Source organism: Bacillus badius NBRC 15713 (assembly GCF_001591605.1).
In the GTDB taxonomy this organism is placed as follows: Bacteria; Bacillota; Bacilli; order Bacillales; family Domibacillaceae; genus Pseudobacillus; species Pseudobacillus badius.
Genome location: NZ_BCVF01000060.1, coordinates 1 through 12,746 on the forward strand (window position 1 = coordinate 1; position 12,746 = coordinate 12,746).

At 35.8% G+C, this 12,746-nt stretch carries 14 protein-coding genes and 1 pseudogene; 2 read left to right on the plus strand and 13 right to left on the minus strand.

The window, feature by feature from the left end; translation table 11 throughout:
- Positions 1-453: 453 nt before the first annotated feature.
- The 3 genes from BBA02S_RS18515 to desA form a co-directional block, all read right to left on the minus strand.
- Complete coding sequence (locus BBA02S_RS18515) at positions 454-1,419, minus strand: DUF1700 domain-containing protein (RefSeq protein ID WP_041114539.1); 966 nt, start codon at positions 1,417-1,419, stop codon at positions 454-456.
- Positions 1,420-1,896: 477 nt separating this feature from the next.
- Positions 1,897-2,394: a P-loop nucleotide/nucleoside kinase family protein gene (locus BBA02S_RS18520; RefSeq protein ID WP_041114538.1), complete on the minus strand. Its 498-nt coding sequence runs from the start codon at positions 2,392-2,394 to the stop codon at positions 1,897-1,899.
- A 435-nt stretch (positions 2,395-2,829) separates the two neighbouring features.
- On the minus strand, positions 2,830-3,858 hold the full coding sequence (desA, locus tag BBA02S_RS18525; protein WP_041096437.1) for a Delta(5) desaturase DesA: 1,029 nt from the start codon (positions 3,856-3,858) through the stop codon (positions 2,830-2,832).
- 1,297 nt (positions 3,859-5,155) lie between these two features.
- Here desA and BBA02S_RS18530 point away from each other — a divergent pair.
- Positions 5,156-5,359 carry a cold-shock protein gene (locus tag BBA02S_RS18530; protein ID WP_041096439.1) on the plus strand — a complete coding sequence of 68 codons (204 nt, stop codon included), beginning with the start codon at positions 5,156-5,158 and terminating at the stop codon, positions 5,357-5,359.
- Between the two features lie 385 nt (positions 5,360-5,744).
- On the opposite strand, the gene BBA02S_RS20845 is transcribed toward BBA02S_RS18530, so the two are convergent.
- Both BBA02S_RS20845 and BBA02S_RS18535 read right to left on the minus strand, forming a co-directional pair.
- Complete coding sequence (locus BBA02S_RS20845; protein ID WP_041096441.1) at positions 5,745-5,909, minus strand: BC1881 family protein; 165 nt, start codon at positions 5,907-5,909, stop codon at positions 5,745-5,747.
- Positions 5,910-6,453: 544 nt separating this feature from the next.
- On the minus strand, positions 6,454-6,915 hold the full coding sequence (locus BBA02S_RS18535; RefSeq protein ID WP_041098066.1) for a CarD family transcriptional regulator: 462 nt from the start codon (positions 6,913-6,915) through the stop codon (positions 6,454-6,456).
- A 174-nt stretch (positions 6,916-7,089) separates the two neighbouring features.
- Between BBA02S_RS18535 and BBA02S_RS20850 the strand changes: the two are divergent.
- Positions 7,090-7,212 (plus strand): annotated as a pseudogene (locus BBA02S_RS20850) (ATP-binding protein); the annotation flags it as partial.
- 55 nt (positions 7,213-7,267) lie between these two features.
- Here BBA02S_RS20850 and BBA02S_RS21670 read toward each other — a convergent pair.
- The 8 genes from BBA02S_RS21670 to sigY all read right to left on the minus strand — a co-directional run bounded on the left by BBA02S_RS21670 (position 7,268) and on the right by sigY (position 12,473).
- Positions 7,268-7,528 carry a protein NO VEIN domain-containing protein gene (locus BBA02S_RS21670; RefSeq protein ID WP_041096443.1) on the minus strand — a complete coding sequence of 87 codons (261 nt, stop codon included), beginning with the start codon at positions 7,526-7,528 and terminating at the stop codon, positions 7,268-7,270.
- Positions 7,488-8,057, minus strand: a complete 570-nt coding sequence (locus tag BBA02S_RS18545) for a hypothetical protein (RefSeq protein WP_156136586.1) — start codon at positions 8,055-8,057, stop codon at positions 7,488-7,490. Before BBA02S_RS18545 ends, BBA02S_RS21670 begins: the two co-directional genes overlap by 41 nt.
- Before the next feature lie 338 nt (positions 8,058-8,395).
- Complete coding sequence (locus BBA02S_RS20855; RefSeq protein WP_156136587.1) at positions 8,396-8,539, minus strand: hypothetical protein; 144 nt, start codon at positions 8,537-8,539, stop codon at positions 8,396-8,398.
- A gap of 879 nt (positions 8,540-9,418) precedes the next feature.
- Positions 9,419-10,198, minus strand: a complete 780-nt coding sequence (locus tag BBA02S_RS18555) for an ABC transporter permease (RefSeq protein WP_041114537.1) — start codon at positions 10,196-10,198, stop codon at positions 9,419-9,421.
- On the minus strand, positions 10,195-11,100 hold the full coding sequence (locus BBA02S_RS18560) for an ABC transporter ATP-binding protein (protein ID WP_041096451.1): 906 nt from the start codon (positions 11,098-11,100) through the stop codon (positions 10,195-10,197). Before BBA02S_RS18560 ends, BBA02S_RS18555 begins: the two co-directional genes overlap by 4 nt.
- Complete coding sequence (locus tag BBA02S_RS18565; RefSeq protein ID WP_052477437.1) at positions 11,100-11,303, minus strand: PLDc N-terminal domain-containing protein; 204 nt, start codon at positions 11,301-11,303, stop codon at positions 11,100-11,102. The genes BBA02S_RS18560 and BBA02S_RS18565 overlap by 1 nt, the downstream gene beginning before the upstream one ends.
- Before the next feature lie 308 nt (positions 11,304-11,611).
- On the minus strand, positions 11,612-11,956 hold the full coding sequence (locus BBA02S_RS18575; protein ID WP_041096455.1) for a YxlC family protein: 345 nt from the start codon (positions 11,954-11,956) through the stop codon (positions 11,612-11,614).
- Positions 11,943-12,473 (minus strand): RNA polymerase sigma factor SigY, encoded by a 531-nt coding sequence (gene sigY / locus BBA02S_RS18580; RefSeq protein ID WP_041096457.1) that lies wholly within the window; start codon positions 12,471-12,473, stop codon positions 11,943-11,945. Before sigY ends, BBA02S_RS18575 begins: the two co-directional genes overlap by 14 nt.
- Between the last annotated feature and the right edge of the window lie 273 nt (positions 12,474-12,746).

Here is a 12,746-nt window from a genome sequence, read left to right on the forward strand (position 1 = left end):
AATTTGAATAGTCATGAGGTGAAGGCCAACGAGGAACAAATGGATAAGTCTTTAGCGAGGATGTATTGAATAAATGAAAACTCCCACTGCAGAAACATGCAGCGGGGGTTTTGCTTTGTTTGCCTGGTATCTATGAGAATCAATGAAGTGTTTTCTCGAATTACTATTATAATTTATATAACAAATCTTGATACGCTTAATTGTTGGTTTGGAATAAAGTTTGATCAAAAATATCTCTCAAACCCGTATTTTAAATTAAATAATAAGAGCCCGTTTTGAAAAAGATTGATCATAACGGGCTAATTCCTTGCTAGCTACTATACAATTTTTATAAAAAAGTTTGATCATTATTTTAGCTCTCGAAAATCTTCGATTGTAAAATACACTACCTTTTCTCCACGCGAAATGAGCTCTTGCACAATACCAATAGTCCCTAGCTCTGTGTAATCAACTTCAGTTAGACTCATCTTGAAGGGCTCGACGGCGTTCATGCAGCACCAGTAGGATAACCATCCCCATTATTACACCTAAGACGATGCCTGCCTGTGTGGTCAATAACCATGCTAATGGGTACTCTGGGGTGGGTGCTGCACCGAGTCGAACTGAAGATAAGGCGGAATAGAGATTGTTGGAGAACAACGCTCCCGATGAAATCCATGCCGCTGCCATAGGGGGTAGAAACCACCGCGACCCACGGCGGGATGATACCACCAGTATGCCCCACGCACCAGCAAAGGACCACACACCTGTACTCAATGACAGCAAGCGCCACCACACATCGCGTTCACCCATGGTTGCCGGGTCGATGCCGAAAGAGCCGCCAACCGCCCAAAACACCTTGATGACACCGAGCAGAATGCAGCCGGCAGCGACGATCCTAGCCAAGATAATCTGCAGTTGTAAAGTATTGCCCGGCAACTCCTTATAGTCGGTTGTGCCGCTCAGCGCCTCTGGCCAACGTGCCATTGCATACCCCGCCAATGCAAGCGGCAGGAAAATGCCGATCCCGAAAAGTGAGATCATGACGAAGATCTGCTCGTATACCCAGAAATCGGCGGCACCTGCTTCTTGATCCCGGATCATAGCTGCAGGACCCAGAACCGGTGCAATCAACAACATGGGAACAAGCAAACCGGTACCAACCCAAATGGGTAGAGCAACCAACCACGCAGGTAGCCGCTCCCCCCATGGTCTGCAAAACGCCAGCGCAAGAAAGATACCAACCGCAGCGAGAACGGCGGTTACTGCGTTTATAATGCGCCAGCTAGCGTCACCCATTTGCTCGGTTGGAAGGAAGAGACCAAGAGTCCATACGATTTTGATCAGTAGGTAAGGTGTTACTGCTATGGCGGCACCATAACCGCAAACTCTACGCAACCTCATCAATTTTGAGTCCTTCCTTTCTGCACTAATTATCATCTCCTCATCTCCTCTACAGGTTCTAACTCACTTTGTTTCATAATTATTTATTCACAACTATCCTAATGCCTTGGACTCTTTTAAACTTTCTGGTACAACTTTCAAGTACTTATATTTCCAAGACTCACATTTAACTTTTTTGTGTCCAAATTATTGACTCAAATCCAGCTTACGAAAGATAAGGCTGCTTCAAATTGATCCATTAAAAAAGGGAACACTGAGTTAGAAATATATAGGAACAATTAGTTATCCACAGATAAAGCCTGTATCGTAGATTACCAAGTAATCATTGATTCAGGCTTTTTTTCAAAACTTCTTCAACGAACGCACCCGTTAGTTGAAGTGTACTACTTCACAAAGTTACATGGATTTTAATATATATATTGAAAACTTTCTTACTCATATTTCATTTTATCTCATATAGAACACCTCCCAGAACAAAAGGTACTCTATGCAAACGAATCATTAAACTCCTTGTTATTCTTTTCCGCTAAACTCTAAAATATTTAAACCCTCGGATGCCTCTGGAGCTTCAAAAAATTTAGTAACATGAATAAACACTGCTTCCGTGTCAAAAGCTGCTCTTTCGGGTTGTTCGTTACGCCTTTGTGCAATTTGACGTAAGCATTGCTCGTTATTTAGATGAAGGAAAATTAGTTGATGGCTTGCATTGACCTCTGACGCCATATCCAAAAACCACTTTCGCAGTTTTTGAGTGTTAGCCGGAAAATCCATCACTACATCTGTACCGACACTTAATATGTTCTGGACATGCTTTTTCACCAATGGCTTGAGCTGCGCTGAGAATTTTAGATAGTCTTTAAATGATGCAACCTGATTGGGATAAAGAGATGAAAGCCATTCATCCTCAGACAACAGTACCGCATGTTTATCTATCGCTAATTGTTTTGATTTAGTTGATTTTCCAGCTCCCATTTTTCCACAGAAAAAGTATAGGGTCCCCAATTGTTTCATATTTTTCAACCCCCGCGCTTACTTTAGTTTAAACTTTTTACTTCGTTAGTTCCCATAGGCAGTCTCCTCTTATTAATATTTAGACGTTAAGATTTATATCCAAATTTACTTATTCTATCAATTTCATTTATATTCCTTCTTTACAAATTTTTTCGATAAGGATAGGATGACACACTGACCGCCCTCTTCGCTTTCGATTTTTGACAGAACACAAAGTATACATATCGAGACGTTGATGTTATTAATAGTATACCGATTATCTTTTTCAATTTTGTATAACGTTTCCCTTTATTTTTTACAAATGCACCTTATTGTAAAGTCCATAAGTGAAGTTAGCAATAAAAAAGTGCAGACTCTGCACAACACCGTTGCGTGAGTCTGCACTCTTACTCTGCAAGATACACTTCCCCTAATCATCGATTAAGGGGAAGTTATTTAATCCGTTCTTAGCCGCGTTGATACTTGGCTTTTAGAAGCTTTTTTTAAGTGGTTAAAACCAACAAATTTTTTGCCTTCTTCATCCCATAAGCGGAACTTTAACGACTTAAGGCTTGTTGCCAGTGTAATGGTCGGAACGTTTTGCAATGGTTCAGTATTGTTGTGCACTTCTTCAAGCTTATAATTCGGGACTCTCGGGCTTAAATGATGAACATGATGGAAACCGATATTGCCTGTTAGCCATTGCATGACTTTTGGAAGCTTATAAAAAGAGCTGCCTTCAACTGCTGCTTTTACATATTCCCAATGCTCATCTTCTTCAAAATAAGAATCCTCAAACGTATGCTGAATATAAAACATCCAAACTCCGAGGGATCCCGATATCATAAAAATTGGAGCCTGAACTAGTAGGAAGCTTTGCCAGCCAATAGCCCAACATAAAAGTGCTGCCAAAGCGACGATCCCCAAATTCGTTACATATGTATTCATCCGTTCTTTGCGTTTGGCCCCTTTACGATTAAAACGATTGGTAATCCCGAAGACGTAAATCGGACCAATAATAAACATAACAAATGGATTTCTATATAAACGGTACATTATTTTTGTCTTAATTGAAGCTTCTTTATATTCTTCAACGGTCAGTACCCAAATATCACCTGTACCGCGTTTGTCCAGGTTGCTGCTTGTCGCATGATGGACAGAATGGTCGTGTGCCCAATGGTCAAAAGGATGCATCGTCAGGATTCCTGTTATTGTTCCAAGGATTCGATTCGCCTTTCTGTTCTTAAAAAAGGAATAGTGGCAGCAATCGTGAAAAATGATGAAGGTTCTCACTAAAAAACCTGCCGCAACGACAGAAATCGCTAATGTAAGGAAATAAGACATCGACAAGCTCTTATATGCCAAACACCATAACAGGAAAAATGGTACCAATGTGTTAATGATTTGCCAAATACTTTTTTGTAAATCCGACTTTTCATAAGGGGTAACCAGTTTTCTTAAAGCCTTTGGGTTCTGTTCATTCATTTTTTAAAGTTTCACCTTCTCTGATGTTGTTAATCTAAGTATAGAAAATGCTTTATTGCCTTTGAAGTCCCAGCTGTCATACACCATATATGATAAATGTCATATTTATCTTATTTTCTTAAAGATCCTTTACTTCCTTGCTTTACCAAAGTGAGGCCTGGCTTCATTGTCCATAGTTTCTTAACATATTTTAGAGCTTTGTTTGAAATCTGTTTTTTTATTGAAGAAATTTTTATTCTTTTTCATAATAATTTTTTAAGAAAGGAATATGGCTGCCCTAGAAAAATTAGAATCGCTCTCTTTTGAATCGCTTTTTTATATAAGGTTGATTATGAATGACGTCACTTGTTTTATTTTAACTTTCCCGCCAGCTAAGGATCTCTTTTAAAAACTGTTAAATGAATCAGTTTTCCAATCTCACTGTAAAACTAGTGGAAATGCAAAGCAAATTTCTGGCTCAATTAAATCTTTATTAGCAGCGCCAGTCAGGACACAAAAGGCGTATGAAGATTATACCCAGCTCTTTATCGGGCTAAACTCTCCCCCTGCTCCCCTATAAAGATCTGTTTATTTAGATCATGAACATTGATTGTTTGCGGAACAAACAATACAAGTAAGGAAATACTGCTGTAAATATGGATTGATTTTTGAGTATCAAAATAAAGGGCCAGAAAACCATACTACTAGTAAACTTGAGTTTCTTAATTCAAAAAGCTTTGGAAAATGAAAATGAAGAACAGGCCGATTATTTGTGAACAACTATCATTTTTTATGAATACCTCGGCAAATGAGGATTTACCATGAGTGACCGTTTGGAAACATCCGCAGAAACACAGCTTTACCAGTGAACAGCCCTACTTTTAAGCAGAATACCTTGTACTTGAATAAGAAACAACTGGGCTTTTTAAAGAAATCTTTAACCATCAATCACCGTAAAAATTATTTTTGAAGTACTATTAAGCAAAGAAAAAGGTTTGAAGACACTCGTGTTTCATTTTCACGGGGTTTTCAAACCATAGTTATTAATAGGGCACCTTAGACCGTGTTATAAGTTCGCAGGATGATTGACAGTTCTGTTTTGCTGACCGCTTCTGCACTAGTATCCGCACGTTGAACAAATAATGCCATGACTAAAACGATAATATTAATTTGCAATTTTTTCCGTTTCCTGTTATGATAAAGAAGAATTATTTTTGTTCGGTGTAAAGGATAGTATGAATATCGACTTTTCGTCTTGATGATACTTTGGGCAAGGATAGTAATATAATGTGTGGTAACGCACTAGGAGGCAACAAAAATGGAACAAGGTACAGTTAAATGGTTTAATGCAGATAAAGGTTTTGGCTTTATCGAACGTGCAAATGGAGACGATGTATTCGTACACTTCTCTGCAATCCAAAGTGATGGATTCAAATCTTTAGACGAAGGTCAAAAAGTAACGTTTGACGTTGAGCAAGGTCCTCGTGGAGCTCAAGCTGCTAACGTTCAAAAAGTTGCTTAATCTTAAATCATTGATAAAAACAGGCTCTTTATATAAAGAGCCTGTTTTTTTATGTACTCTGTATAATACTCAATAAAAAACCCTACTCAACATTCGAGTAGGGAGATGGTACAGGTAATAGAAAAAGATTTAAAGCTTCAAAGGTTGTCTACAGTATAACATACTGGATTGACAATAGGCGGAATGTATATAAGTTATTTATTTTTCTTTTCGAATACAACTACATTTTATTCTTTCTTTTTTCACTACCTGACGTTTTCCAACCGCCAAAAGCGTCCTGCTAAACGAAGTGTCAATTTCTATTGACATTTATGTATATCCTATTATTAGCAGCAGCAAACAAAAAGGATCATTCCTTTTCGTAAAGAATCACCCTTTTCTTCGTTCATTCAACAATTTTTAGGTACTCTTGATTAATTAAAATAACAGCTGGTCCATCTACAAGAATTCCGCCAACTTCAATTTTTTCATAAGACTCAACCTTAATAGAAGTAACCCCTTTTCGTTTCTTTAACTCGTTACTTAATTCTTGTGTTGGAATGTGTTTCATATCTCCACTCCTTCTTATTGTTTTGTCTAATCTTATTATGTTAAATGAGTTGTAAAAATGGTTTCTAGTTTTAGAAATTCCGTCATTTTCTATCGTTGACCATATATTTAGATGTTACCAACTCGCATATCTCTTATGAAAAGAAGATACACAATTACTATTCACTGTCGCAGTGGGTGTAAGAAATTCTTAAAGATTAAGGTAAGTTTGTTTGTTTTTATCTCCAGAAATAGCCACTTAGATATCCTTAAAACAATGAAAGCCCTGCCTCTCTTTCATCCTTACGGCTCCTTGTCCGTGCCAGTGTGAATTAGGATTACAAAAATCAAGTGACTACTTTATCGAGTTTTTTGATAAAGATTCAAATGTTCGCAGAAGAAATTTAAATAATAAAAATGGATTAGATTGTAGAAATAACAAAAGAGGTAATGTTCTAAAACAATGGAAAAAGTTGAATGTCTTTGAAATGATTTACTTTCAATCCTATTATTATCGAAAAATTCAGGATATTTTTTCTAAATGCAATACATATCTATAATTAAACTTAACAAAAAACTTTTATTTGATTTTCAGTGATTCCTTTAATTACCTCCAGTTCACTAATCAAAAATTGATATGCATGATCCAACATTTTTTTTTCGCTTGCATTAAGTGCTTTTTCTTTCTTCATACGCATTAAATCCCGTACAACTTCAGCACCTTCTTGTATTTCACCCGTTTTTATTTTGTTCGTGTTTATTTTATATCTTTGTTTCCACGGCAGTAACTTATCTGATTCTCCATGCTGAAAAATGTGTATGAGGTGTTTTAATGCAAGTATATCAGTAACTGGTCGTATACTTGAACTCAATATTTTATGCGTTGGAATCATAACTTGCATATTACCGATTGACATTTTTATGACATAATACTGTTGTTTTTCCCCTAAGAATTCTTTTTCTTCTATGGCTTCAATTATACCTGCTCCGTGCATTGGATAAACAATGTTATCGCCAATTTGAAACATGTAATCCACCTCCATGTATGGTAACCTTCTTAAGGTTATCACATGTTGGTTTTTTTATCAAATATTCAATAATAACACGATATTATTTTTTGTGTCAATAATCTTTTCTTTAAAAATCAGATCAAGCAAATCATGGAGGAAATTATTTCGTTCCCTCACATTCCCCTTTCTATTGATTGGGGAAAAGTATTTGGGGATGACGTACCGGCTACAGCTATACTGGATCGCCTATTGCATCATGCCGTTACCTTTAATATTAAAGGGAATTTTTATTCCGGCGAAATTAGGGAATTCTAGGATCGGCGTTGACATTAAAAAAGTAACTGTAAATTCTTTTATACTATTGTTTTTCTTAATAAACCTTATACTGCGTAGCAACTAGCTTTCTTTGTGTCGATATATCTCCGTTTAAAAGATAAAAATCAGCGGAATTGGTGTGACAATTAAAATGATACAAGCGATGTAAAACATAATAATTCGGCTCTTTTTGCGAGAACATTAACTCATTAAGAGTCATCATAAATGGAGCTCTTTCTCCGCCTGTTGTTTTCACTTCGATGTATTTTGTCTTTTTATCTGGTTTGAAGGAATTTTTTCTCCATTTTCTTACCACAATCTAGGAGAATCGCAGACACCGTAACTACACCACCTGCTATATTGCTTCTTATTCCTAAAGCTAGTATTTTTTTAGCTGCTAAAGTAAAATTTTTATCAGCAATCAGGTTAGCTATAGTGGAAATTGCTGTTATAGGCCCGTAATTTGCTTTTAGTCCATTTTTTATGCAAGTATTTTTGGCTTTGATATAAGCAGGTTTTTCTTTCATCCCATGCCAAGCACAAGCTGCTACTTGAGGTGATATTATTGGTTCTGGAACTTCTGCGAATAAATTATTTTCTTCTAATTGTTGGATGATTTCTTCCGCACCTTCTAATCCAGCTAATTCTTCTTCGAATTTCTGTTGATTAAAGCCTATAAGTTGATTGTCTTGTGTAACTTGTCCGGATTCATAAACCAATTCTAGAGATTTAGCTAATAGTTCAACCTCTTCTTCTGAAACTTCAACTTCTTCTTCAAATGATTGTTTGTTGCTTTTTGCACTAGCTGTGGTAGTAATGGTTCCGATTAACAGTACAACGATCATGAAAGTAGATAAAACCTTATACATTTTTATTATTTTTCATTTAGTACTCCTTTTATAAAATATTTTTTGTAACAGCCAAATAATTAATAAGAAAAATAAAGCAAAAATAATTCTAGAAAATAAACTAAGGGCTAAATTATATTGATCAAAAAAGTCTACTGAAACAATAAATGTTAATAAAAATCCTAGCAAAAATATAATTATATACTTTAATATCATAAATTCCCTCCTTTGGTTATACAATGCCGGCAATGCAAGTAAAAAAATGGTTTTTAAAACTATTATACTCTTATCCATATAAATTCTTTATTTATATGGTGTTCATGCAATTAAAGATGTCACGGATCTAATTCATTCGTTGGATCTAAAAGGAGATAGCCGGCTTCATTAACTTCTAACTTCCGGATTTTTTCCTTGTTGCGTTCTTTGATTTTATGCAACTCAAGCAATAATTCATCGATGCTCTTGTTGGAATATTCCACAAAAATCCCTCCCTCTATAAAGAGGCAATTTATCATTATTGCCCATAGATAGGAGTTCCATAAAAGAAAATTTTAGATCCGAATTTTAATCTCTCAAATCCAATAATTTGTGATTTGTGAAAAATTCCAGCTATAGGTTTTAGCATTTCTTCTGGTTTATAAAAACCGTTAGGAATAGCTCCACTATAAATGTTATCTTTACTTGTTTTACTACATATGTAACGTTGAAAACACTAAGTTCGCTTATTTGGCTCTTAGAATAATCATTGAAGGTTTCTGCTGCTTGAACTTTATTTCCTGTAAATGGTCCTGTTGTTGCCATTCCTAATGCTAATGTAGTAACTAAAATTTTTTCATTTCAACCCTCCTAAAAAAATAATAATAATGGATTTATTTTCTATATAATATTTCATCACCTTCGGATCTTAATTTTAATAAAATACCGAAAATTGTCATTTAAAAATTATGTTATATTTTAAAAGTGGATTAGATACAAACGCTGTTTGGACCTTGTTGTTGATACCTTTTTTCTTTATAGGTGAACCTTGGTACAAATTTTTCAAAAAATAATTTATGCAGTGTTTCTGCTATCTTTGAGATCGAAAGCCCTTTTTGATTTCTTAATAATTTGATACACTTAATATCGGACATTGTTAGCATTCCTCTCTTACCTCCACTGTTGGATTCGACACCTATACAGTAGAGGGACTTGGGGTGGCTGGCAAGTCTTTTTTTTATGGTACTAAAAAAGTGCTGACCTCTGCACAAACATGTTGCGCGAGTCTGCACTTTTATTCTGCCAGATACAGCCCCCTATAGTTTAAGTGAATGGTTTCATAAACTTTATAAAAAAAGAATACATACGGTAGGATACCTTTTTTATTCCAATAGCTCTTTTTGCTTAAAGATTTGTATAGATGAGATGAGAACGACGATGATAATAGCAATAGTTGTAATAAAAGCTAGCAAGAAACTAGAATCTAGTTCTCCTGACAACAAGACCTGTCCTGTGTGCTCAGTCATTTTAGCCGGACTCCATGTCATATACTTTCCTAAAATGGATGTAACCGTCGAAATAGCAAAGACCACAAAAATCGTAACAAAAGCGACACTGCCATTTCCTTTCATTATCGTACTAAAAAAGAGCGTCAATGTAACAACAAAAACTAACCATATGCTGTAGATCACTACACTTTGAAAAATGCGCTCAAAAGCGACTGTTTCAATGAGTAAACTCGTATAATACCAAGAAGCTACATATCCGATAAACAATGAAATGAGTGTAATTGTAAGTAACCCAGCCCATTTCGATAATATATACGAGGAATAAGGAACTGGTTTAATCATGACCATACCTGCTACTCCACTCTGTCTTTCTGCGGAAACGACACCCATTGCACTCAAAACAAGAATAAGTACACCAAGCATCCCATAATTAGATATAACCTGCATTAATACTTCTTCCCCAGTCGGAGTAGGCATATCAAGGATTGTACCTTCTGGAAGACCGCCAAAATTGTCCAAAATTTCCGGCATATAATACGAACTAACCGGCTGCATGACACCTAGCAAAATAAAGACAATTGGAATCCATAAAATTTTATAATTTCGCGCCATTTCCGTCATTTCTTTTCGATAAAGAACAATCCATTGTATCATGCCTTCACCACCTTCATAAATAAATCTTCTAATGTTGTTTGAGAAATCTCGAACTTACGAATCGGAAGATTTCTATCCACGATATCTTTTAATAATATTTGCTTCCCATTTACCATATCTTTTAATACGATACTGGTTTTATTACCTTGAATGTTTACTTCAGAGACAAAGCTATAACTTGCTATGCTCTTTAGCCAATCGGCAGCCTGCGATTCGAATTCAATTTGTAAAATAGGTTGTCGATACTCTTCCATTACACTTCCCAGGCTACCTGATATTGCAATTTCTCCGGCATGCATGATAAGAATGTCGTCACTTATTTCTTCTGCATCGTGAAGGACATGAGTTGAGAAGAGAATTGTTGTTTCCTCTTTAATCTCTCTCATCATGTCCAATACCTCTCGTCTCCCAAGTGGATCGAGTGCTGAAACAGGCTCATCTAAAATAAGTAATTTCGGTCGATGAATTAGTGCCTGTGCCAATCCAAGGCGCTGCTTCATTCCACCAGAATAACCCCCTATTTTTCTTTTCTGCGCATTCGTTAGGCCCACTCGTTCAAGTAATTCTTCACTTCTTTTTTCTGCTTCTTTACGATTCAGCTTTGCTAATTGTCCTGCGAAAACAAGAAACTCCTTTCCGCTCATCCAATTATAGAAAGCAGGATATTGAGGTAAATACCCAATAAACTGCCTTAAATCCTTTGCTTTTTCCCCTTTAAAATCAATACTGCCTGAAGTCGGCTCCAACAATCCGGATAGCATTTTTAATGTCGTTGTTTTTCCTGCTCCATTTGGTCCAAGTAATGAAACGCACCTGCCTTCTTCAATATGAAAATTGATTCCTTTAACAGCATTCGTATTTCCAAATCTTTTTACTAAATCGCTTGCCTTTAATAACTCCATTAATCATTTCTCCTTCCAACAACGAAATAAAGCACTGGTCCTATTAAGTTGATAATGAGAATAATAAGGATCCACAACCATTTTGATCCGTTCGTTTTTTCTTCTCTAATACAAGAAATTAATGCGGTAATCATAAGAATTAAATGTAAGACAAGAATTGGCGCAGCCGCTCCCCATGGGATTCCATTTAACAGTTCATTCATTTTTTCTCTCCCAAATTGTTTATTTACCCTTAATACGATTACGTTCGCCTAATCGTTCACTCACGAAAAAAATAAATGAAAAAAGTCTCAGGAATTTGATCCTGAGACCTTTCTTTTAAATATTTTTCTTGCAAAAATAAGATAGATAATAAGATACGTTGGAAATTGAATAAGGCCTAAAAAGCCCCATAGCCAAGCATTGTGTCCCCTCTTCCGCGCATCCCAAAACATCCATGAGCTCTGGCAAATCAGAATGAATGCAACTAGGACCAATAACCAAAGCGGTATGCTACTTAGTTCGTTTGAGTTCATTCATTACTGACCTTCTTTCTAATTTCGTTAAGAGATAAGGGCAGTAAGATAATCCCCACAAGCTGAAAATAAAGAAAAAGAATTGGCTGACGATAAACGACAGCAATCAAAACTGAAAGCACAAATACTGCAACAGAGATAAATGTGAGCAGGTCTTTCCATTGTTTTTTTCGTATTCTTTTTTTCTCTAATTCAATATTCTGTTGAAACCATTGTAAGTTTGGAGTAGATACTGAATTCCATTGATCCAGTTTTTCTAAACCATCTATTAATTGCTTAACCGTTAATTCATCTTCATCATCCAACATAGAATTACTATTTTTAGAATCATACTCCTTCAAGTTCAGCCAACTCCTTTCGTACACTTTTTAGACCATTTGAAACTCGAGATTTTACTGTTCCTTCTGCAATACCCATCATTTTTCCAATTTCCTCATATGAATATCCGTAATAATGCTTTAACACGATTGGCATACGTATTTCTTCATTAATCTGGGCAAGTATATCAAGTACATCTTTCCATTCTTCGTTCATATTGGCTGCATTCCATTTCATTTTTCGGAGCGCTTGTTCCTGCTCTAGCCAGTTTTTCTCCCGCTTCTTTCTACGCTGTTGATCGATGAAAAGGTTCGTTGCGATTGTGATGAGCCATGAGGAAAACTTGGATTCACCATTATACAGTTGGATTTTTTCAATACACTTCATCATCGTCTCTTGTGTTAAATCTTCTGCGACTTGTGGATGAAGGGTAACTTTCATTAAATACTTTGCGAGGAACGAATAATTCTGTTGTAGCAGTTTCGAAAGCGCCAATGTATCTCCTTTTTTTGCCTTTCGAATTAAATCCTTTTCATCCATGAGATCTACTCCATACAATAATAATCTATATGTAATACGACTAACTGGGAAAAATCGTTCATTTCAAAATAAAGAAACACAAAAAAAACGTTTAGCCACCTATTAGTAGTTATTAAGTTTACTTGAAAGTTGTATATTTGACCAAAAACCAAAGTATTGTTGCTCATTCAACGAGTTCAGAATACTCGTTTAATTATTATAGTATTATCAAACTACTCACATGATTTGTTTAAGTATGTCTTCTTTAACTAACCTGCCCCGTTAGTAGAAGAA

Coding starts and splice junctions, on each gene's coding strand:
- BBA02S_RS18515 (WP_041114539.1), bottom strand. CDS start 1,419: ATGATAATTAGTGCAGAAAGGAAGGACTCAAAATTGATGAGGTTGCGT.
- BBA02S_RS18520 (WP_041114538.1), bottom strand. CDS start 2,394: ATGAAACAATTGGGGACCCTATACTTTTTCTGTGGAAAAATGGGAGCT.
- desA (WP_041096437.1), bottom strand. CDS start 3,858: ATGAATGAACAGAACCCAAAGGCTTTAAGAAAACTGGTTACCCCTTAT.
- BBA02S_RS18530 (WP_041096439.1), top strand. CDS start 5,156: ATGGAACAAGGTACAGTTAAATGGTTTAATGCAGATAAAGGTTTTGGC.
- BBA02S_RS20845 (WP_041096441.1), bottom strand. CDS start 5,909: ATGAAACACATTCCAACACAAGAATTAAGTAACGAGTTAAAGAAACGA.
- BBA02S_RS18535 (WP_041098066.1), bottom strand. CDS start 6,915: ATGTTTCAAATTGGCGATAACATTGTTTATCCAATGCACGGAGCAGGT.
- BBA02S_RS18545 (WP_156136586.1), bottom strand. CDS start 8,057: ATGATCGTTGTACTGTTAATCGGAACCATTACTACCACAGCTAGTGCA.
- BBA02S_RS18555 (WP_041114537.1), bottom strand. CDS start 10,198: ATGATACAATGGATTGTTCTTTATCGAAAAGAAATGACGGAAATGGCG.
- BBA02S_RS18560 (WP_041096451.1), bottom strand. CDS start 11,100: ATGGAGTTATTAAAGGCAAGCGATTTAGTAAAAAGATTTGGAAATACG.
- BBA02S_RS18565 (WP_052477437.1), bottom strand. CDS start 11,303: ATGAATGAACTGTTAAATGGAATCCCATGGGGAGCGGCTGCGCCAATT.
- sigY (WP_041096457.1), bottom strand. CDS start 12,473: ATGGATGAAAAGGATTTAATTCGAAAGGCAAAAAAAGGAGATACATTG.